This window comes from Halalkalicoccus tibetensis (assembly GCF_037996645.1).
GTDB lineage: Archaea > Halobacteriota > Halobacteria > Halobacteriales > Halalkalicoccaceae > Halalkalicoccus > Halalkalicoccus tibetensis.
The window spans coordinates 71,123-90,546 of the sequence record NZ_JBBMXV010000004.1; the positions used below are offsets into that span (position 1 = coordinate 71,123).

26 protein-coding genes and 1 pseudogene are annotated in these 19,424 nt (G+C 65.5%); 12 read left to right on the forward strand and 15 right to left on the reverse strand.

What is annotated here, in order from left to right; translation table 11 throughout:
- Window positions 1–3: 3 nt before the first annotated feature.
- Window positions 4–180, reverse strand: coding sequence for a hypothetical protein (locus WOA58_RS13040; RefSeq protein WP_340604676.1), 177 nt, complete (start codon window positions 178–180; stop codon window positions 4–6).
- 266 nt (window positions 181–446) lie between these two features.
- Between WOA58_RS13040 and WOA58_RS13045 the strand changes: the two genes are divergently transcribed.
- Together WOA58_RS13045 and WOA58_RS13050 are read left to right on the forward strand one after the other, a co-directional pair.
- Complete coding sequence (locus WOA58_RS13045) at window positions 447–797, forward strand: DUF555 domain-containing protein (protein WP_340604677.1); 351 nt, start codon at window positions 447–449, stop codon at window positions 795–797.
- Window positions 798–835: 38 nt separating this feature from the next.
- Entirely contained in the window at window positions 836–1,375 is a 540-nt protein-coding gene (locus WOA58_RS13050; protein WP_340604678.1) for a CBS domain-containing protein, read from the forward strand.
- Here the strand turns inward: WOA58_RS13050 and WOA58_RS13055 are convergent.
- Genes WOA58_RS13055 through WOA58_RS13100 form a run of 10 tightly spaced genes read right to left on the reverse strand, consistent with a single transcriptional unit; the run spans window position 1,372 to window position 7,082 of the window.
- Window positions 1,372–2,520, reverse strand: coding sequence for a pyridoxal phosphate-dependent aminotransferase (locus WOA58_RS13055; RefSeq protein WP_390220957.1), 1,149 nt, complete (start codon window positions 2,518–2,520; stop codon window positions 1,372–1,374). The two genes, WOA58_RS13050 and WOA58_RS13055, sit on opposite strands and share 4 nt — an antisense overlap.
- A complete protein-coding gene (gene ribH, locus WOA58_RS13060; protein WP_340604680.1) occupies window positions 2,517–2,918 on the reverse strand; it encodes a 6,7-dimethyl-8-ribityllumazine synthase in 402 nt (133 codons plus the stop codon). The genes WOA58_RS13055 and ribH overlap by 4 nt, the downstream gene beginning before the upstream one ends.
- Before the next feature lie 31 nt (window positions 2,919–2,949).
- Window positions 2,950–3,222, reverse strand: a complete 273-nt coding sequence (gene gvpM, locus WOA58_RS13065) for a gas vesicle protein GvpM (protein ID WP_340604682.1) — start codon at window positions 3,220–3,222, stop codon at window positions 2,950–2,952.
- The gene (gene gvpL / locus WOA58_RS13070) at window positions 3,222–4,067 is read right to left on the reverse strand and encodes a gas vesicle protein GvpL (protein ID WP_340604684.1); all 846 of its coding nucleotides are present in this window, start codon (window positions 4,065–4,067) and stop codon (window positions 3,222–3,224) included. The genes gvpM and gvpL overlap by 1 nt, the downstream gene beginning before the upstream one ends.
- A complete protein-coding gene (locus tag WOA58_RS13075) occupies window positions 4,064–4,396 on the reverse strand; it encodes a gas vesicle protein K (RefSeq protein ID WP_340604685.1) in 333 nt (110 codons plus the stop codon). The genes gvpL and WOA58_RS13075 overlap by 4 nt, the downstream gene beginning before the upstream one ends.
- The gene (gene gvpJ / locus WOA58_RS13080; protein ID WP_340604686.1) at window positions 4,393–4,866 is read right to left on the reverse strand and encodes a gas vesicle protein GvpJ; all 474 of its coding nucleotides are present in this window, start codon (window positions 4,864–4,866) and stop codon (window positions 4,393–4,395) included. Before gvpJ ends, WOA58_RS13075 begins: the two co-directional genes overlap by 4 nt.
- A 7-nt stretch (window positions 4,867–4,873) precedes the next feature.
- Window positions 4,874–5,674 carry a hypothetical protein gene (locus WOA58_RS13085; protein ID WP_340604687.1) on the reverse strand — a complete coding sequence of 267 codons (801 nt, stop codon included), beginning with the start codon at window positions 5,672–5,674 and terminating at the stop codon, window positions 4,874–4,876.
- Window positions 5,671–6,195 carry a gas vesicle protein GvpH gene (gvpH, locus tag WOA58_RS13090; RefSeq protein ID WP_340604688.1) on the reverse strand — a complete coding sequence of 175 codons (525 nt, stop codon included), beginning with the start codon at window positions 6,193–6,195 and terminating at the stop codon, window positions 5,671–5,673. The genes WOA58_RS13085 and gvpH overlap by 4 nt, the downstream gene beginning before the upstream one ends.
- A complete protein-coding gene (gene gvpG / locus WOA58_RS13095; RefSeq protein WP_340604689.1) occupies window positions 6,192–6,446 on the reverse strand; it encodes a gas vesicle protein GvpG in 255 nt (84 codons plus the stop codon). The genes gvpH and gvpG overlap by 4 nt, the downstream gene beginning before the upstream one ends.
- A 6-nt stretch (window positions 6,447–6,452) precedes the next feature.
- Window positions 6,453–7,082, reverse strand: coding sequence for a GvpL/GvpF family gas vesicle protein (locus WOA58_RS13100; RefSeq protein WP_340604690.1), 630 nt, complete (start codon window positions 7,080–7,082; stop codon window positions 6,453–6,455).
- A 128-nt stretch (window positions 7,083–7,210) separates the two neighbouring features.
- On the opposite strand from WOA58_RS13100, the gene gvpA reads away from it, so the two are divergent.
- The 8 genes and pseudogenes from gvpA (at window position 7,211) to WOA58_RS13140 (ending at window position 13,346) form a co-directional block, all read left to right on the forward strand.
- Window positions 7,211–7,474, forward strand: a complete 264-nt coding sequence (gvpA, locus tag WOA58_RS13105) for a gas vesicle protein GvpA (RefSeq protein WP_122090611.1) — start codon at window positions 7,211–7,213, stop codon at window positions 7,472–7,474.
- Between the two features lie 9 nt (window positions 7,475–7,483).
- A pseudogene (gvpO, locus tag WOA58_RS13110) lies at window positions 7,484–7,606 on the forward strand (gas vesicle protein GvpO, halophile-type); the annotation flags it as partial.
- A 24-nt stretch (window positions 7,607–7,630) separates the two neighbouring features.
- Window positions 7,631–7,936, forward strand: coding sequence for a gas vesicle protein GvpO (locus tag WOA58_RS13115; protein WP_340605268.1), 306 nt, complete (start codon window positions 7,631–7,633; stop codon window positions 7,934–7,936).
- A gap of 51 nt (window positions 7,937–7,987) precedes the next feature.
- Window positions 7,988–8,326, forward strand: coding sequence for a hypothetical protein (locus WOA58_RS13120; RefSeq protein ID WP_340604692.1), 339 nt, complete (start codon window positions 7,988–7,990; stop codon window positions 8,324–8,326).
- A gap of 67 nt (window positions 8,327–8,393) precedes the next feature.
- Complete coding sequence (locus WOA58_RS13125; RefSeq protein WP_340604693.1) at window positions 8,394–10,916, forward strand: carboxypeptidase regulatory-like domain-containing protein; 2,523 nt, start codon at window positions 8,394–8,396, stop codon at window positions 10,914–10,916.
- A gap of 145 nt (window positions 10,917–11,061) precedes the next feature.
- Window positions 11,062–11,553, forward strand: coding sequence for a hypothetical protein (locus tag WOA58_RS13130; protein ID WP_340604694.1), 492 nt, complete (start codon window positions 11,062–11,064; stop codon window positions 11,551–11,553).
- Between the two features lie 111 nt (window positions 11,554–11,664).
- Complete coding sequence (locus WOA58_RS13135; protein ID WP_340604695.1) at window positions 11,665–12,348, forward strand: carboxypeptidase-like regulatory domain-containing protein; 684 nt, start codon at window positions 11,665–11,667, stop codon at window positions 12,346–12,348.
- 62 nt (window positions 12,349–12,410) lie between these two features.
- Window positions 12,411–13,346, forward strand: coding sequence for a hypothetical protein (locus WOA58_RS13140; RefSeq protein WP_340604696.1), 936 nt, complete (start codon window positions 12,411–12,413; stop codon window positions 13,344–13,346).
- Window positions 13,347–13,350: 4 nt separating this feature from the next.
- On the opposite strand, the gene WOA58_RS13145 is transcribed toward WOA58_RS13140, so the two are convergent.
- From WOA58_RS13145 to WOA58_RS13160, 4 genes are read right to left on the reverse strand one after another with little or no spacing between them, the layout of a single operon-like run.
- Window positions 13,351–13,533, reverse strand: coding sequence for a hypothetical protein (locus tag WOA58_RS13145; RefSeq protein WP_340604697.1), 183 nt, complete (start codon window positions 13,531–13,533; stop codon window positions 13,351–13,353).
- Between the two features lie 32 nt (window positions 13,534–13,565).
- A complete protein-coding gene (otsB, locus tag WOA58_RS13150) occupies window positions 13,566–14,402 on the reverse strand; it encodes a trehalose-phosphatase (protein WP_340604698.1) in 837 nt (278 codons plus the stop codon).
- Window positions 14,395–15,879 carry an alpha,alpha-trehalose-phosphate synthase (UDP-forming) gene (locus tag WOA58_RS13155; RefSeq protein ID WP_340604699.1) on the reverse strand — a complete coding sequence of 495 codons (1,485 nt, stop codon included), beginning with the start codon at window positions 15,877–15,879 and terminating at the stop codon, window positions 14,395–14,397. The genes otsB and WOA58_RS13155 overlap by 8 nt, the downstream gene beginning before the upstream one ends.
- Window positions 15,876–16,289, reverse strand: a complete 414-nt coding sequence (locus WOA58_RS13160; RefSeq protein WP_340604700.1) for a hypothetical protein — start codon at window positions 16,287–16,289, stop codon at window positions 15,876–15,878. Before WOA58_RS13160 ends, WOA58_RS13155 begins: the two co-directional genes overlap by 4 nt.
- A 247-nt stretch (window positions 16,290–16,536) precedes the next feature.
- Here WOA58_RS13160 and WOA58_RS13165 point away from each other — a divergent pair, with 247 nt between their 5' ends.
- Both WOA58_RS13165 and WOA58_RS13170 read left to right on the forward strand, forming a co-directional pair.
- Window positions 16,537–17,988 carry a sulfatase gene (locus WOA58_RS13165; RefSeq protein WP_340604701.1) on the forward strand — a complete coding sequence of 484 codons (1,452 nt, stop codon included), beginning with the start codon at window positions 16,537–16,539 and terminating at the stop codon, window positions 17,986–17,988.
- Window positions 17,985–19,400: a sulfatase-like hydrolase/transferase gene (locus WOA58_RS13170; RefSeq protein ID WP_340604702.1), complete on the forward strand. Its 1,416-nt coding sequence runs from the start codon at window positions 17,985–17,987 to the stop codon at window positions 19,398–19,400. The genes WOA58_RS13165 and WOA58_RS13170 overlap by 4 nt, the downstream gene beginning before the upstream one ends.
- The last annotated feature ends 24 nt before the right edge of the window (window positions 19,401–19,424 follow it).

Sequence of the window (19,424 nt, forward strand, 5' to 3'; positions counted from 1 at the left end):
CGATCACTCCGCGAGCGAACGCCGCTCGTAGGCCCGCTCGGCGCGCGTAATGAGCCGATGGACCGGCAGCGTGAGGCCGACCCGCCGCATGGCGAGCGCCACCGGGAGCATCAACAGCCCGATGAGGACAGTGGTCTGGTACAGTGCGAACAGCGTGGCGCGGTGCAGCCGTGTGATCATCCGATACCAGTCGCTGATTACCAGACCCTACATAACTCTTGTTGCCGAGCGTGAACGTAACGATCTATTCTATCGATCGTGTCCCCGCTGCCCGCTCTCGGTTTTCGATCCCGTCGGTCGGGCCACGACGGAACCACTCCGAACGTTACAGACTTTTGAAACTATTGGGTTGGGAACCCGCGGGATTCCCATACGTTACGGGAAACGTCGGGATGACGTGCGCGCCGAACCGCAACGCACTCCACCACGGAGGGGCGAGGAGGGGTATGAACTATCTGGTAGTGATGGAGGCGGCCTGGTTGGTTCGCGACGTCGAGGAGATCGACGACGCCATCGGCGTCGCGGTCAGCGAGGCCGGCAAGCGTCTCAACCAGCAGGAGATGGACTACGTCGAGGTCGAGGTCGGCGCCACGGGCTGTCCGGCCTGCGGCGAGCCCTTCGACTCGGCGTACATCGCCGCCGGCACCGCGCTGGTCGGTCTCGTCCTGGAGATGACGGTGTTCAACGCCGAGAGCGAGGAGCACGCCCAGCGCATCGCCAAAAGCGAGGTCGGCGGCGCGCTACGTGACGTCCCCCTCTCGGTGGTCGAGACCATCGAGGCCGAGGAGGACGAGTAGCCCGAACCTTTTATAATAACCGGTGGTTATTGGCGCGCATGAACCTCCCGACGCCACAGGACCTGCGCGAACGCCGGATCGACCTCGATCTGACCCAGAGCGCGCTCGCCGAGCAGGCGGGCGTCTCCCAGCCGCTGATCGCCCGGATCGAGGGCGGGGACGTCGACCCGCGGCTCTCGACGCTCCGGCGGATCGTCGAGGCGCTCGACGAGGCCGAGGGCGGCATCGTGCGCGCGGGCGACCTCATGAACACGGAGGTGATCCACGTCGAGCCCGACGACGCCATTCGCGACGCGGTCGCGAGGATGGACGAGGAGGCCTACTCGCAGCTCCCGGTCCTACAGAACGGTGTTCCCGTCGGCTCGATCAGCCAGGGTGACCTCGTCCACCTCGACGCGGAGGCTCGCGACGAGCCCGTCGTCGAGCACATGGCCGAGAGCTTTCCCACGGTGTCCCGGGAGGCGAGCCTCGACGAGATCGGAAACCTGCTCGACCACTACAAAGCGGTGATGGTGACCGAGGCCGGCGAGACCGTCGGGATCATCACCGAGGCCGACATCGCCGCGCGGCTCTCCTAGAGGTAGTCTTCCTCGACCAGCCGGTCGACCGCTTCCTCGATGCGCTCCTCGCTGTTGGCATAGGAGATCCGCGCGTAGCCCGGCGTGCCGAACGCGCTTCCCGGGACGGTGGCAACGTGGGCGTCCTGGATCGCGCCCTCGCACCACGCCTGATCGTCCTCCTCTACAGGTACCATCATGTAGAAGGCCCCCTCGGGCGCGCGGACCTCGACGTCCTGCTCCGCAAGCAGATCGACCAGGAGGTCCCGGCGCGATTCGAACGCCTCGACCATCTCCTCGACCGACTCCTCGGTGTTCTCGAGGGCCTCGATCCCCGCGTGCTGGACGAAGTTCGTCGCACACGAGACCGAATGGGAGTGGAGCTTTCCGGCCTCGTCGATCAGCTCCTCGGGCGCCGCGATGTAGCCAAGCCGCCACCCGGTCATCGAGTACGCCTTGGAGAAGCCGTTGATCGTGACGGTTCGCTCGGCCATGCCCTCCAAGGTCGCGAGCGGCGTCGGCTCCTCGCCATAGGTGATGCGCTCGTAGATCTCGTCGGAGATCACCGTGATATCGCGCTCGACCGCGAGATCCCGGACGCCCTCGAGCGCTTCGTCGCTGTAGACCGCCCCCGACGGGTTGCTCGGGGAGTTCACCACGAGCAGTTCGGTGTCGTCGCTGACGGTCTCGGCGAGTTCGTCGAGCGCGGGTTCGAGGCGGAACTCGTGGGCCGAGAGGTCCACCCGCGAAAGCTCCCCGCCCGCGAGCTTCGCCATTGCCTCGTAGGAGACCCACGCGGGGTCGAGCAGGACGACCTCGTCGCCCTCGTCGACCAGCGTCTGAAACGTCTCGTAGAGCGCCTGTTTGGCGCCCGGCGTGACGATGAGGTTCTCGGGGCCGTACTCCAGCCCGTCGGCCTGTAGTTTCTCGGAGATCGCCTCGCGGAGCTCGCTAATCCCGTTCGAGGAGGTGTAGCCGGTGTCGCCGGCGTCCATCGACTCCTTGCCGGCGTCGACGACGTTCTCGGGGGTCGGGAAGTCGGGCTCGCCCACCGAGAGGTCGACCACGTCCGCACCCTCGTTCTCGAGTTCGGTCGCCAGTTGGCTGATCGCAAGCGTTGCGCTCGGTTCGACTCGGCTGACTCTGTCGGTAAACTCCATGCTCATAGTTCCTCCACCAGATCGATGGCGGCGTGAACCGCCTCCGCACCCTTCTCGACGCGTTCGCGCGCCTCCGCGCCGGACATCCCCGGCCCGCTGACGCCGAAGGTCACGGGGGTATCGCGCTCGAGGCTCACCTCGGTGAGCCCGTCGGCCGCCGATCCCGCGATCACGCGGTCGTGGTCGGTGTCGCCGGTGACGATCGCGCCGACCACCGCCACCGCATCGATCCTCTCGCGGCGCGCCAGGCGGTCGGCCGCCAACGGGCTGTCGTACGCGCCCGGCACACGGAGGGTCTCCGCGACCTCCGCGCCGCGCTCGTCGGCCGCCTCGCGGGCCGCCTCCGCCATTCCATCGGTGACCGACCGGTTGAACCGCGCGACGACGAGCCCGAGCGTGACCATACCGGGGGGTGTGAGGGCGCGATAAAAGGCCTTACCGTTCGTCGCCGGGCGTCGTCGGGCGCGGACGGCGCCCGAACTCCGAGCGCCGGTAGCGCTCCTGGTTGCGGATCTCCTCGTCCCACTCGGTGAAGATGCCGTACTCGACCATCGTCGTCATCCCCGCGATCGCCGCCCGGAGGTTGATGCCGACCAGCGGGATGTCCGCGACCGTCACGACGACGTCCGCCTGGACCAGCGCCCCCTCGGTCAACAGCACGTCGAGCACGTCGACGACCGCGTGACCCTCGGTGCGCGTCGGCTCCATCACTCCTCACCCCCGATCGACGGGGCATGCGAGTACGGCGGCCACGGCCCCGTGTAGTTGACGTCGAACCCCTCCCGCTCGAGGAACCCCTCGAGGACGTCGCCGATCGGCCCCTCGCTCTCCCCGGGCGCGAGCACCGAGAGCTGGACGACCGTCTCGAGGCCGTCGTCGACCCCGTTCGTCCCGCTGGCGTCCAGAAGCGTCGACCCGCCGTCCCCGGCCGTCTCGACCGCCGCGGCGTGTTCCGCGACCCGATCGTAGAGTTCGCCCGCGAGCTCGTCGCGGCGCGCCTGGAGGCGCTCCGCGAGGCGCTGGTCGTACTGCTTCTCGATCAGGTAGCCGGTGCCCTCGCTCGAACCCTCGATGCGCTCCTCGAGCTCCGCGAGCTCCTCGTCGCCCTCGGCGATCCCCTCGCGAACCGCCGCCTCGTCCCATCTGAGCTCGATCCGGTACTCCCAGCGGCCCGAGAGCTCGTCGAGGGCCTCGTCGAGCTGCGCGCCGTTCTCGTCGATCCAGCCCTCGACGCGCCCGTCGTCGCCCTTGATGACGGTGTCGAATCGGAAGGGGACGGGGGTGTCGAACGCCTCGCCCGCGGCGTCGACGACGCGCTGATGGGCGAGTAGCCACCGCTTGACCTGCGTGAGGTCGTCCGAATCGAACATCGCGTCGACGGGCTGGACGACCGCGCCGATCCCCTCGTGCTCGACGATCCGGACCTCGCCGCCCTCGATTCCCTCGACGTCGATCGAGGCGTCACCGTCGGCCCGGACCGCACAGTAGAGGTACCGACCCTCGTCGAACTCCGTGGCGCGCTGGTTCTGGTTTCGACTCTCGTTCCCGCTCATTCTTCGAGCTCCTCGTAGTGGTCGTCGTAGACCCGTTCGATCCCGTCCGAGAGGAGGTCGTTGAGCTCGCCGCGCAGCTCGCCGACGTCGCTCTCGATCCCCTCTCGCTCCTTGATGCCCTCGATCTCCTCCTCGATCGCCTGGAGCTGCGTCCCGAGGCGTTCGATCTCCTCGGGGTCGAGAGCACCCGACTCCATCCGTCGGATCGCCTCCTTCTCCATGGCCTCGACGAGCAGCTCGACGACGGTGATCACGAGCGCCAGCAGCCCCGAGGCCGCGTCCGCCTCGCTTCCCTCGTCGCTCTCGCCGCCGAGGTCGATCTGTCTCATGAATCGCCCTCACTTTCGTCGTCCGCGTCGGTCACCTCCTCGCCGCCCCCGTCACCCTCGTCCTCGCTCCCGCCCTCGCCGTCGTCGGTGGCGATCGGGACCTCGGGGTTCGGGCGCTCGCTCGGGGGGTCGCTGCTGGAGCTCTCGCTCCCGCCTTCATCGTCGTCCGCGTTCGAGCCCCCCTCGCTCGCGCTGATCCCAAGGTTGACTTCCTCGCCCTCCTCGACCTCGAGGGGTTCGCGGCCCGAGGCCTGTTCGACCCGGCGCATGTCCGTGCCGCTCGGGAACGCCAGTCCGTACTCGGCGGCGGTCTCGAAGGAGGCGATCGCCGCCCGGATCTCGACCCCCAGGAGCTCGGTCTCGCCGACGGTGACCGCGATGTCGGCGTTGATCACGATTCCCTTATCGAGCACGAGCTCGAGGACGTCCGCGAGGTCGCTTTTCTGTCGTGTTGGTTTTGCGCTGCTCATGGTTAGGTCACTCCGTGTTCGCGTCGTCGAACCGTCGGCCGTAGATCCGCCGCGGGTTGTCCGCCCGCGAGTACTTGACCTGCGAGGGCACCGTCGAGCGCCGCGTCGAGGCCGAGTTCGCGAGCGGGCCGCTCGGCATCGTCGAGACCGCCGTCGGGTTCAACGAGTCCTGTCCGCTCAGCTTCTCCTGGTTGTACTTATAGAGCAGACGGAGCTTGTCGTGGGTCTCCAGCAGTGCGGTCCGGAACCCCCCAACCGCCTTCGAGATCAGGTTCTCGATGTGTTGCTGGCGGTTCTCGGGGTCGAACTGCATGTGGGCGCCGTCGCCCATCCCCAGCTCCGTATCGAGCAGGCCGCCGTCGTCCTCGTTCGCGCCGTCGACGTCGTCGTCGGTGACGTCGTCGATCTCCTCCTCGAGCTCCTCCTGTTCCTCGCGCAGGTCCCCGATGTCCGCGGCCTCCCACAGCTCCCGGAACCGGATCGCGTCCTTGAGGTCGGTGAGATCGATCGCGTCGCCGTCCTCGTCATCGGCGATCGCCTCGGGGATCTCCTCGACGTCGACGGCGTCGGGCAGCTCGTCGAGCTCGATCACGTCGGGCACCTCCTCGAGGTCGAGGGTCTCGAGGACGTCCTCGGCCTCGTCGAGGACGTCCCAGATCTCCTCGGCGGTCTCGATGACGTCCTCGTCGTCGCTCCCCTCGACGATGTGGCGCTTCAGCTCCTCGATCCCGTCGGCGATCTCCGGGAGCAGCTCCTCGAGCTCGTCGAGGATCGACTCCTGGAGCGTCTCCGATTCGGTCTCGCTCACGATCCTGCCCCCTCGGGTTCGGTCCGCAGGCGGACCTCGAGGACGCCGTTCCTGAACGTCGAGTCGGCCACGTCGATCCCGGCGTCGCCGAGCGGGATCCGCTCGATCACCTCGCTCCCGAGCCCGATGACGAGGTCGCCCCGCTCGCGGTCGATCCCGGCGGTGACGTCCTCGGCGGTCGCCTGCGGGAGGTCCGCGAGCACGACCACGGCGTCCTCCTCCTCGCGGATGTCGACGAGGTGGTCGTCGTCGGCGGGTGCGGGCGTCGACGCCGAGCCCGACGACCCCGATCCGCTCGCCTCGCTTTCCTCGTCGACCCCGAGGCGCTCCCAGAGGCTGTCGGGGTCCGGTCCGGTGCCGACGCTGAACCCGTAGTCGGTGCGCGTGTGGTTGCCCGAGACCGTCCCGCTGCCCGTTCCACTCCCCTCGCCGTCTCGTTCCGCGTCCTGTAGCGTCTCGACGACGTGTCTGAGGACGTCGAGCAGCGACGAGGCTTCGCGATGGTTGTCGTCGGTCGTCATTGTTGGATCTGGATGTTCTTGTTGTTGAGCTGTTCGTGTGCCTGTTCGGCCGTCTCGAGCTCCGCCTCGAGCTCCGCCTTCCGCTCAGTGTACTCCGCCTCGGTAAGCTCCCCGAGCTCGTAGAGCAGCTGGTTCTCCTTCAGGTCGTTCTGGATCTCCTCGATGTCGTACAGCTCCTTGACCGCCATCGTGTGGATCGCGTCGAGGATGGAGGTGAACGGTCGGATGAGGATGTCATCGAGGATGAACATGATTGGTTATCGTTCGGCGGTGATCTCGATGTCGACGAAGTTGTAGGGTGCCCACGGCCCGGTGTACTGTACGAGCAGCTCGTCGTGGTCATCCTCGAACTCGCCGACGGCCCCGTCGAACGCCTCCCGGTCGTCGCGCTCGACGAGGTACGATCGGTTGATCACGAGTCGATCACTGAACAGTTCGTTCTCCACCACGTTAACACTTATCCGGTCGAACCGCTCCTTGACCTCCGCGAGGAGCTCCTCGCGATCGACCTCGGCGTCCTCCTCGGTGAGGACCTTCAGGCCGAGCTCGACCATCCCGTCGATCTCCCGTAGCGTCCGTCTGAACACCGGCCTGGCGTTCCTGAGGACGTTCTTCAGGGTGCGCTCGTTCTTGAACCCCATGCCGAACCCCATCGGGACGATCGTCCGGCCGCCGTCGTACTGGAGGATCGTCTGGAGCACCTCGTCGTGCCGGCGGACGTTCTCGTCGGTCCGCTCGGGTTCGACCGTGTCGATGTCCGAGACGACGGCCGAAAGCGATTGGTAGTCGACCGTGTAGGCGCGCTCGCCCCCGTCGACGCCGTCGATCTCGACATCGAGGTCCTCGTTCTCGATCACGCCGTACACGTAGAGTGAGTCGTCGGTCATGGTGGCTCGGTACCGAACTCTACTCGCACGCACCCGCATATGTGTCACGGTCAGCCAACGCGGCACTTGCGCTCGAAGGGGAAACCCTAAGATGGTGGGGAGTGCCATTGGAGATAGAGGGGAAGACCATGAGTCAAGCAAGACCAAGCACGTCAAGTCTGGCGGAAGTACTCGACCGGATCCTCGACAAAGGCGCTGTCATCGACATCTGGGTCCGCGTCTCGCTCGTCGGGATCGAGATCCTGACCGTCGAGGCCCGTGTCGTCATCGCGTCCGTCGACACGTTCCTCCACTACGCGAGGGAGATATCGAAGATCGAGCAAGCCGAGGAGGAAGGGGACTTAGACGACCTCGAGGACATCGAGATCGAGGCGTCCGCCGAATCCGCGTAAGCGGGCCCCATGTCCGCTGCGGGATCAGACGACGGGCAGTGTCGGGCGCTGACGTCCGACGGTGAGCGGTGTACCCGGCCGGAACAGGACGACGGGTTCTGTTATCAACACGGGCCCGACGACGAGACGATCGACGATCAAGAGACAGGATCCACTATGTCAAGCGAAACCGACGTCAGCGAGACCGAGATCGGTGCCGTGCGCACGAAGATCAACGAGGTCGCCGAGGACCTCATCGGACGGCCGCTCATAAGCGTCGTCTCCGTCGACCGCGACCGCAAGAAGGACGACGACGAGGAGCCGGGCTGGGTCGCGGCCGTCGAGATCCTCGAACGCAAGAGCGTCCCCGACACCCAGGACATCCTCGGACGCTACGAGATCACGCTCGATGCGGACCAGACGATCACCGGCTACCGTCGAACCCACCGGTACCGCCGCGACGACATGGATCAGGACGTCTGATCCGTCGTCACGGCAACGGGAGTTATAGACGTACGCGTTCTACCCATACTCATGAGTGACGACGAGATCGTCCTGCCATGGATCGACGAACCGATGAACGTAGAGGAAGCCGTCGAGGCGCTCGGGCAGGCCTCAGTCGACGACGGCGAGCACCTCGAGGAGCTGGAAGCACGTATCGAACGCCTCGAACGCCTCGTCGACAGCCTTCAGGACGGTTCAGGGGTCGAATGCCCCGAGTGCGGGAGCGAGGAGGAGGTCTACAAGGCCGGCGTCGGCGCCGCGAAGCTCGCGAACGACGGCGGGCTGACCGACGGCAGCGCCGACGCGCTCAACCGTGAGTCCCACGTCTGTCTCGACTGCCAGGAGTCGTTTACACCCTCGTTCAAGTGAACGAATCGGAGACCTAGAGCAAACCGTCATGAACCTACTTATGTGTGTGGACTGACTCACTCAAACGATGGGTGATGAACGTACGACCGATGACTCCATAGAGCGATCCGAGAGGCACGTACTGCTTTCGGATGGTGGGGAGTCAGCGGACGAAAGCGAGGAGGACGACGAAGAGGGAGAAGCGTCCGAAGACACGGGACCCGAGAACGGAGAGGACGACGAAGAAGGGGAAGACGAGAGGAGCGAAAGTGACGAGGAAGACGATGAAGTGGAGCAAGACGACGAAAGTGAGGAGGACGAAGAGGAGAACGGCGACGAGGAAGACGAGGAAAGCGAGGCCGACGAAGACGACGAAGACGAAGAAGACGAGGAAAGCGAGGCCGACGAAGACGACGAAGACGAAGAAGACGAGGAAGCGGAGGAAGACGAGGAAGAGACATACGAACTTTCGGTAACCGTCGAGAACAGCGAGGGCGAATCCGTCGCGGGCGCGCCCGTCACCGTCGAGAGCAAGGATATGGGGGTCATCGAGGGCGTTGTCGACGATCCCGAGCAGGAAGAAACCGACGAGGACGGCGCGGTCACCTTCGAGTTAGGGGACGCTGAATACAGCGTCGAAACAGTCGTCGGCGACGAGGAAGTCGAGGAACGAATCGAGACCGACGGCGCCGACGAGGAGGTTACCCTTTCGCTCGATACCGACGCCGAAGACGCGGAGGAAGCAGAAAACGAAGACGAGGCGGACGAAGACGAGGCGGACGAAGACGAGGAGGAGGCCGAGGAAGAACAAGCCGATGAAGGCGAGGAGGACGAAGAGGATGCGGAGGGCGAAGCCGACGACGGCGACGAGGAGGAAGCAGCCGAGGAGAGCGAGCGAAACGAGCTGATCGTCGTCGTCGAGAACGAAAACGGCGAGTATATTCAGGGCGCGACCGTCTCGGTCGAAAACAAGGACGACGACTCCTTGGGTGGGGGCGAACAGCAGGACACCGGCTCCGATGGCGAGACACGGTTCCTCGTCGAGGACGGCGATTACGTCGTCGAGGCCGAGGCCGACGAGGGGAGCGCCGAAGACCAGTTCCCCCTTGAAGGCGACGAGGAGATCACGTTGACCGTCGTCTCCGACGAGGAGACTCACACGCTCACAGTCACCGTACAGGACGACGAAGGCGAGCCCGTTTCAGGGGCGTCTATTACCGTCGAAAGCGAGGATATGGGGTTGGTCGAGGGATTTCAGACTCGCCCCGACGAAGCCGAAACCGATTCGAGCGGACAGGAGTCCTTCGATCTGGCGTCAGGTCAGTACACGGTGGCCGTCGAAGCCGACGACGAGACGAACGACCAAGCGATCGAGATCGAGGACGACGACGAGGATGTCACGCTCACGCTCGATGTCGGCGAAGAGGACGAGGAGGACGAAGAGGAAGGTCGTGTCGGCCCGAAGGAAGCGGAGGGCGAGGTCGACGAGGACGAGTCCGCGAGCCACGGCACCGAACGCGGATCGACGGTGCTGTATCTCGATCTCGAGGGGCTGTTCCTCGATCTCCTCGGACTGGAGGTCGATCTCCACGAGGTCGTCCTCGACGTTCGGGCGATCACTGGAGAGGGGAACCTACTCGGGAACCTGCTGTCGGCGGTCGCAGGGCTGTTGGATTCGCTGTCGGGCGTGCTCAACCGATTGCTCAACACCGTCCTCAATCTGTTGAGCTACATCACTTCGCCGTTGAAATGGCTCTGGAACCAGATCAAAAAACCGTTCAAATGGGCCCGCCAGCTCTTGAGCCGGGTCGCGAACACGCTCGCGGCGCCGATCAGTGCGATCAAGAGCGCTGCAAGTCGGGTCTGGGGTGTCATCACCTCGCCGATCAACGCACTCAAGAGCGCTGCGAGCTGGATCTGGGGAATCGTCAGTTCGCCGGTGGATTCGATCAAAAACGCGCTGGGACGGCTCCGGGGGCTACTCCCCTCGTTGCCCTCGCCCGGTGGCTGGCTGGGGAGTGTCACAGAGCGACTCAAGAGCGCCCTCGGCGTTCCGGCCGACTACCTGCGCGTCGGCGCGAACCGTCTCGGAAACTCCATCGAGAACGCGATCGACGCGCTGCGTGGCCTCGGCGGTCGAGTTCTTGGAGTTCTTACCTCGCCGATCAGTGCGCTCGGTAGCGCACTGGGTCGGCTTCGAGATGCGTTGGCCTCGCCGATCGAGACGCTTCGAAACGCCGCGAGCCGCGCTTTCGGCGTGCTCACCGCGCCGGTCGACTGGCTGCGTGGGCTGTTCGGCGGCGACGATGAAGAGGACGAAGAGGACGAAGGGGACGGATTGCTGAGTGGGATTGCAGAAAGCGTCTCCGACCGGCTGAGCAGCGTCGTCGAATGGGCGAGCGACATCGAGGATCGGATCGCGGGCTGGGCGCGAAACGCTGCGGATCGGATCTCGAACTGGCTGCGCAACGTCGCGAACTGGCTCACCAGCCCGATCCAGATGCTGCTTTCGGCGTTCCCGATCGAGTCGCTGCTCAACGAGCTGCTCAAGCAGTTGATCGGTGAATCAGAGGACAACGAGTCGAACGGTGGGGAGGACACTACCGAGTGAGTAGACCGATGTTCCGGACATCGGCCACGTCGGGTGGCGGACGGATCGGTGTCCGCTCTATCGGAGTCCCCGTCGCAGGGACCCGAGTTTGCAAGGGCATAGGATTACAACCACGTGCGATGAAAACGCAGATGCGAGAACTATCATGAGTGACAACGGAAATGACGACAACGGCAGTGGTACCGAGAACGAAAACGGAAACGGCGGCTCTTCGCTGCTCGATACGGTCACGGAGGCGGTCGGCGACATCGATTTCGAGCAGGTGTTCGAAGGAACAGTATTAGAGGATTCCTTCGACCCGGACGAGCAGAACACCGGGGTGGCGGTCGGGCGTGCGGTTGGCGAATTCCTTGGCCAGAAGCTCGGTGAGGTCGCTGGTCGGAAGATCGCGGAGATGATCGCCGAGGAGTTAGCCGAGAGTGATGATGAAGACGAAGAGGATGAGGAAGACCAAGAAGACGAGGAGGAAGACGCTGATGAAGAAGAGGATGACGGCGACGAGGACGAAGACGAGGAATCGGAGGGGGAAAACGAAGAGGATGAGGGCGAAGACGCTGATGAAGAAGGGGATGACGGTGACGAGGACGAAGACGAGGAATCGGAGGAGGAGCCCGAGGAAGAAGACGAGGAGGACTGAGACGGATGGGACGACCGGCTGACCGATTCACCGGGAGCACCGATTCACGCATCACACGAACCGTGGCGAACCAGCGACGCAAGCGGTGTTCGAGCGGAGGCTCTGACAGCTATGAGTGACGACAACAACGACGACGACAGTTCGGTCCTCGAAAGCATCGATACGGACGAACTCCTCGAAGGGACACAGCTAGAGGACACCGACGGGGATACCAAGAGCCTGGGCGAGGCGATCGGCCGTGCGATCGGTGCGATCATCGGAAGGCATATCGGCGAACTAATCGGACGGATGGTTACCGACCGGCTCAGCGGCGGAGACGAAGAAGAAGACACTCATGAACTGACGGTCACCGTGGCAGACGAGGACGGCGAACCCGTTCCGGGCGCGACCGTGACGACCAAGGACGCGGATGGGGGCCTTCTGAGTGGCGTTCTCGGGAGTGCCGAACGCGCCGAGACCGACGACGACGGCGAGACCACCGTCCAGCTCGAAGACGGCGACTACACGGTCGAGGTCGACGCCGAGGACGGAAGCGGCGAGGACAACGTGACCATCGAGGGCGAGGACGAGGAGCTCTCGGTGACCATCGAGGATGAAAGCGACGACGAGGAAGACGCCGGAGAGGACGAAGCCGAAGACGCTGAAGAAGACGAAGCCGAAGAAGCTGAAGAAGCTGAAGAAGACGAAGCCGAAGAAACTGAAGAAGCTGAAGAAGACGAAGCCGAAGAAGACGAAGCCGAAGAAACTGAAGAAGCTGAAGAAGACGAAGCCGAAGAAGACGAAGACGAAGAATGAGGGAATGAAAGCATGACCACGAGAAGATCACGGGAAACAGAAATATCGGCGGAGTGTGGATCATGAGTGACGAGTCGATCATCGAGGCTGTCAATACTGGGGCACTGCTCGAAGCTATCGACATCGGCGATCTACTCGAAGAGGTCGATCTCGAAAAACTGGCCAAGCGCGAGGATGTCAACGCAGCGGTCGCGGAGGTCGGTGCGGTCCTTGGGCGCGAACTGGGGCGGGCACTCGGCCGGGAACTCGGAGAGGTTACCGCCGAAGCGTTCGCCGAACACCCCTCAGCTGACGAGCTGATCGAGGAGATTAAAGGCGCGATCCACGAGGCGCTCAGGAGCCTGCTGGTGGATCCTGACGCTCGGTCGTCGCTCAAAGACGAACTCAAATCAATTGGTACGGAGCAGCTCTCCGGAGACCTGATATCGGACGCTGTGGGCGGTTCGCTCGGCGATGACGAGGAAGAAGATGGCGAAGACGAGCAAGCGAGCGAGGAGGACGCCGAATCAGATGGGGAAGAGTCTGGCGAGAGCGACGATGAGGACGCTGAAGACGAGTCCGAAGAGGTGGAAGAAGACGAAGGAAGCGATGAGGGCGGGGACGAGGAAACCGAAGACGAAGAGGAGAAAGACGAAAAGGACGAGGAGGCTGAAGAAGACGAGGAAGCTGAGGAAGACGAAGAAGGCGACGAGGGGGAGGACGACGAAGAAGAGGAAGAAGGTGACGAGGAAGGTGAAGAAGAGGACGAAGACGAAGAAGAGGCGGACGAGGAGGCTGAAGAAGACGAGGAAGCTGAGGAAGACGAAGAAGAAGAGGACGAAGGCGACGGGGACGAGACTGAAGGGGACGAGGACTCTGATCCGTCGAGCCGCGAGGAGTTAGAGGAGCTGTCCTACCGCGAGCTGCAGTCGCTCGCGAAGGACCACGACATCAAGGCCAACCTCGGTCGCGAGGAGATGACCGACGATCTCGTCGAGGCGCTCGACCTCGAGGAGTAGTCCGTCAGTCGGTCGCCGGCCGCGGCTCGACGCCCTCGCCGTCCGGGTCGGACGACTCGGTCGGCTCGACCGGCGTGTCGCCACAATCGACGCAGACGTACTCCCCTTCTACCGTCCGGACGACGGGCGCGTTGCAGGCGATACATTTGATCCGCGCGCTGCGTGCCTCTCGTGGATAGCGGCCCATGAGTTTCGTTGGTTCTCGCTCGTGATCGGTAGTTATCGCTCGATGCCGTCCGCCCGCGGTCGTCGCTCGGTCCCGGCGTGCCACTCGGCGAGCGCCGAGAGACACGGGGTGACTCCCGACTGCGTCGGGACCCGGTAGTGGGCGTCGGTCTCGCCGGTACCGACGTAGATCGCGAGTCCGTCGTCGACCGCCCGGAACGCCGACTCGTCGGTGGTGTCGTCGCCGATGTAGATCGGGAGCCAGTCGTCGGGGTGGTCGTCGACGAGCATCGAGACGGCCATCCCCTTGTGCCAGCGCACCTCGGGCCGGAGCTCGACGATCTCCTTTCCGTCGGTCTTCTCGATCCCGCTGCCGCCGAAGCGTTCGACGGCGTCGTCGACGGCCTCGCGGACCACGGGCACCGCCTCGTCGGGCGTTTGCCGGTAGTGGATCGTCGCGGTGACGCCCTTGTCCTCGATGCCCGTCCCGTCGATCCCCGCGAGCGCCTCGCTGAGCGCCTCACAGATCCGCTCGATCCGGTCGGCGTGTCGCTTCGCGATCGGATGAACCACGACCGAACCCTCGCGTTCGAGCTCGAGCCCGTGGTTGCCGGCGTAGGCGATCCCCTCGACCCCGACGCGCTCGCGGACGTCCGTGAGCGCGCGCCCGCTGACGACCGCGACACGGGTGTCGCCGGCGTCTCGGAGCCGCTCTAACAGCTCGCGGTTCTCCGGGTCGATCTCCGGGGCGTCGGGGTCCTCCTCGATGGGCGCGAGCGTGCCGTCGAAGTCCGTACACACCACCAGACCCGCGGCCTCCTCGACGGCCTCGCGGATCTCCCCGTGGGAGTCCTCGAACCGTTCGAGCGAGTCGCCCGCGACCTCAGACATGCGTCACCGAGAGGTCGCGGTCGTTCTCGCGGGCGAGCGCGGTCTCGAGGACGTCGTCCATCCACGCGACGAGGTCGTACTCTGAGACGCGTCGTCGCTGGGCGGCCATCCGGTCCGTCCGCTCGTCGGCGGGCATCGAGAGCGCCCGCTCGATCGCGTCGGCGAACGCCCGGGTGTCGTAGGGGTTGATCGTCACCGCGTCCTCGCCGAGCTCCTCGTGGGCGCCCGCGAACTCCGAGAGCAGGAGGACGCCGTCGTCGTCGATCTGGGAGGCGACGTACTCCTTCGCGACGAGGTTCATCCCGTCGCGTAGTGCGCTCACGAGCGCGAGGTCGCCGTGGCGGTACAGCGCGTACAGCTCCGCCTCGGGGAGCATCTCGTCGACCCGAACGACGGGCCGCCACTCGTCGGTCCCGAACCGGTCGTTGACCCGCTCGATCGCGGTGTCGACCCGCTTTTGGAGGTACTCGTAGGCCTCGATCTCGCTCCGGCTCGCCGAGCCGTTCTGGACGTAGGTGAACTCGCCGCGCCACTCGGGGTTCTCCTCGAGGAAGCGCTCGATGGCGTCGATCCGTTCGGGAATGCCCTTGGTGTAATCCAGCCGGTCGACGCCGACTGCGACCGTCTGGCCCTCGAGCCCGTACCGTTCGGCGAGGTCGGGCCAGACGTCCGGCCGGTTGGCGAGCTCCGCCGTCCGCTCGGCGTCGATCCCGAGCGGGAACGCCCGAACCGCCGTCTCCACCCCGGCGTGGCTGACCGTCCGGTCCTCGCGGTCGACGCTCGCCCCGGGAACCGCCTCCGCGACGCAGTCGAGGAAGTTCTCCACGTACTCAGGGACGTGGAAGACGAGCAGGTCGTTGGCCAACAGCCCGTCGAGCAGCTCCTCGGCCTGCGGGCAGGCGCCGAAGGTGTCGGCTGTGGGCCAAGGGATGTGCCAGAACTGCGCGAGCAACGCCCCCGGGAGCTCCCGGCGGACGAACCGGGGCGCGAGCGCGAAGTGGTAGTCCTGGAACCAGATCAGGCTCCCGTCGCCCGCCTCCTCGACGGTCGCGTCGGCGAACCGGCGGTTGACCGACCGGTAGCGCTCGAAGTCCCGCCCGTCACAGCGCATCGGATAGACCATCCCGTGACAGAGCGGCCAGAGCGCCTGGTTGCTGTAGCCGAAGTAGTAGCCCTCGAGCTCCGCCTCGCTCAGGTCGACCCGCGAGAGCGTATACGAGGGGTCGTCGGGGGGCACCTCGACGCGCCCGTCGTCCGCGACCTCGAAGTCGGCGTCGCCGTCGCCCCACGCGATCCAGGTGCCCTCGGCGCGCTGCATCACCGGGTCGATCCCCGCCGTCAGCCCGCCCGCGGGCCGGGAGACGGTGATCTCCCCGTCCTCGCGATCGTGCGAGTAGGGCTGCCGGTTCGAGACGATCAACAGGTCGCGCTCCGAGAGCGCCTCGGTCACCGACGGGCTCAGCTGGTGGTCGCTCATGGGAGCGGCTGTGGTCCCGGGTCGTCGGGCGCCGTCCGCCCCCACTCGTCGTGGCTTTCGATCGCCGAGTCGGCCTCGAGCAGCTCGAGTAGTCTGTTCAAGGAGATGCCCTCGTCCGATTCGCCGACCTCGTTTATCTGTTGCATGTGTCTGAGTAACGTATCCACTGCGGCGTTCGTCGTGGATACGTATCCTAGCCCCATATCGCTTTTCGCTTCGCCGACCCGCCGTTCGCAGGCGAGTCGCCAGAGCTGGCTCGCACACAGCTCCGGAAGGGCGGGGCTCTCGTCGGCCGGCTCCGCGATGAGCCGGATCCGATCCTCGTCCCGCCTGAACGCGATCCTGTCCTCGTGGGTGGTCTCTGCGACCCATCCACACGGCAGGAGTATGTCCTCTAGTTCGGGTTTCATGGCCCTGTCTTGGGAACACCTACAACGCTCCGAGCACTCCCCCTTCTGCCTGCGATACCGTGGACTTTATATGTGATCCGCTCTCGACGATGGATACTTCACTCGGATCCGTATCAACCTGGTCTCTCCGCGATATCGGCGGTTCACAGCGGGCTTCGGCCGATACCCATGAATAGGGCGCGCACGCAAGGCCCCCATATTTGCTATTAATGACCCAATATCGACCATCCCCACTAGGGACTGAACGATGGGACATCCAAACATCGCGGTCGTCGTCATGGACACGGCGCGGGCGACGGAGACCGTTCCGGCCGACCCGGCGGTCACGCCGACGCTCGCCGAACTCGCGGCGGAGGGTACCGAGTACACGAACGCCTTCACGAGCGCACCGTGGACGCTGCCGTCCCACGCGTCGCTGTTCACCGGGACCTACACGTCGCGCCACGGCGCCCACGGCGGACACACGCATCTCGGAGAGGAGCTCCGGACGCTCGCCGAGGCGCTCGGGACCGAGGGCTACGAGACGGTCGGCATCTCGAACAACACGTGGATCACCGAGGAGTTCGGCTACACCCGCGGGTTCGAGACGTTCCACAAGACCTGGCAGCTCGTCCAGTCCGAGACCGACCTCGGCGAGGTGACGCGGGCCGAGCACGCCCGCGGAAAGCTCGACGCCTTCGTCTCGCAGGCGCTCTCGGGTAACCCGCTGGTCAACGGCCTGAACGCGCTCTACGACGAGTTCGTTCGAACGAACGACGACGACGGGGCCGCGCGGACGACCGAGTGGATCGGCGACTGGCTCGACGAGCGTGAGGAGGACCGTCCCTTCTTCTGTTTCGCGAACTACATCGAGCCCCACATCGAGTACGGCCCGCCCCGCGAGTACGCCGAGCCGTTCCTGCCCGAGGGGGGCTACGACGAGGCGACCGCGATCCGACAGGACCCCCGGGCCTACGACGTCGGCGAGTACGACATCGACGATCGGGAGTTCGAGCTGCTCGAGGGGCTCTATAAGGGCGAGCTCGCCTATCTGGACGCGAAGATCGGCGAGTTCGTCGATGCCCTAAAGGACGCCGGCGAGTGGGAGGACACCGTCCTGATCGTCTGTGGCGACCACGGCGAGAACGTCGGCGATCACGGCTTCTTCGGCCACCAGTACAACGTCTACGACACCCTGCTCCACGTCCCGCTGGTGATCCACGGCGGGGCCTTCGAGCCCGCCACCGGCGAGGACGAGCTGGTCCAGCTGCTCGACCTGTTCCCGACGCTGCTCGACCTCGCGGACGCCGACGCGCCCGCCGCGTGCGAGCAGGCACAGGGCCGGTCGCTGCTCGCCGGCGGGCCGGACCGGGAGTCGGTGGTCGCCGAGTACGTCTCCCCCCAGCCGTCGATGGAGCAGCTGGAGGAGCGTTTCGGCGAGATACCCGAGGAGCTCTACGAGTACGACCGCTCGCTGCGGGCGATCCGCACCCGGGAGTACAAGTACGTCCGGGGTTCGGACGGCACCGAGGAGCTCTACGACGTCGAACAGGATCCCGAGGAGCGCTTCGACATCGCGTCGACCGAGGCCGAGATCGCCGCCGACCTCGCCGACGAACTCGACGACTGGCTCGACTCCTTCGAACACACCGAGGAGGGCGGCGAGGTCGAGATGACCGACGCCACTAAGGGCCGGCTGCGCGATCTGGGCTATCTATGAGCCGTCCGAACGCCCTGTTCCTTCTTACCGATCAGGAGCGCTACGACCTCACTGAGCCAGGTTCTCCCGTCGAGACGCCGAACCTCGACCGATTGTCCGAGGACGGAATGGCCTTCGAGCGGGCCTACACCCCGATCAGCATCTGTTCGTCCGCGCGCGCGTCGCTGCTCACGGGGCTCTACCCGCACAACCACGGGATGTTGAACAACTGCCACGAGGCCGACGCGATCCGGCCGAACCTCCCGCCCGAGCTGCCGACGTTCGGGGAGCTGCTCGCCGAGGCGGGCTACGTGAACCGGTACGTCGGCAAGTGGCACGTCGGGCGCGATCAGGGTCCCGAGGACTTCGGCTTCGAGTACCGCGGCGGGGCCGACCGCCACCACGACCCCGGCCTCGCCGGCGACTTCGAGCGCTACCGGGAGGAGCTCGGCGTCGACGTGGACGAGGGGGACCTGGAGGACCTGGAGGACCGGATCCACACCGGTACCGGGACGCTCGTCGCCGCGACCGACCCGGCCCCCGTCGAGGCGACGCGACCCTACTACATCGCCGAGCGGGCCATCGAGTGCCTACGTGGCGAGACTGACGAGCCGTTCTTTCTCAGAACCGACCTCTACGGGCCCCACCACCCCTACGTCGTGCCCGAACCGTACGCCTCGATGTACGACCCCGAGGCGATCGAACGGCCGGGGAGTTACGCCGAGACGTTCGAGGGCAAGCCCGCCGTCCACGAGCGGTACCTCCGCTATCGCGGGGCCGACGCGCTCGACTGGGAGACCTGGTCGGAGGCCATCGCCAAGTACCGGGGGTTCATGACGCTGCTCGACGACCAGGTCGGCCGGATCCTCGACGCGCTCGATGAGGGGGACCTCGAGGACACGCTGGTCGTCCACGCCTCGGACCACGGCGACTTCACGGGCGGTCACCGCCAGTTCAACAAGGGACCGCTGATGTACGAGGACACCTACCGAATTCCCCTCCAGATCCGCTGGCCCGGCGAGGTCGAATCGGGCTCGACCTGCCGGGAGTTCGTCTCGCTGCACGACCTGATGCCGACCTTCCTCGATCTGGCGGACGCGGAGATCCCCGACGTCGACGGTCGGTCGATCCGCCCGCTGCTCGACGGGGGGGTCCCCGCCGACTGGCGCGAGGCCCATTTCGCCCAGTACCACGGCGACGAGTTCGGGCTCTACTCCCAGCGGATGCTCCGCACGAAACGATACAAGTACGTCCACAACGGCCCCGACAGGAACGAGCTCTACGACCTCGAGTCGGATCCCCACGAACTGACCAACCTGATCGAGCATCCAGACTACGAGGATGCCCGTGGGGACCTCGAGAGGCGGCTGCTCGAACGGATGCGCGAGACGGACGACCCGCTCTCCCAGTGGGCCGGGGACGTGCTCGGGTAGCGGTGGGCTTTTGGCCTCCCTCGC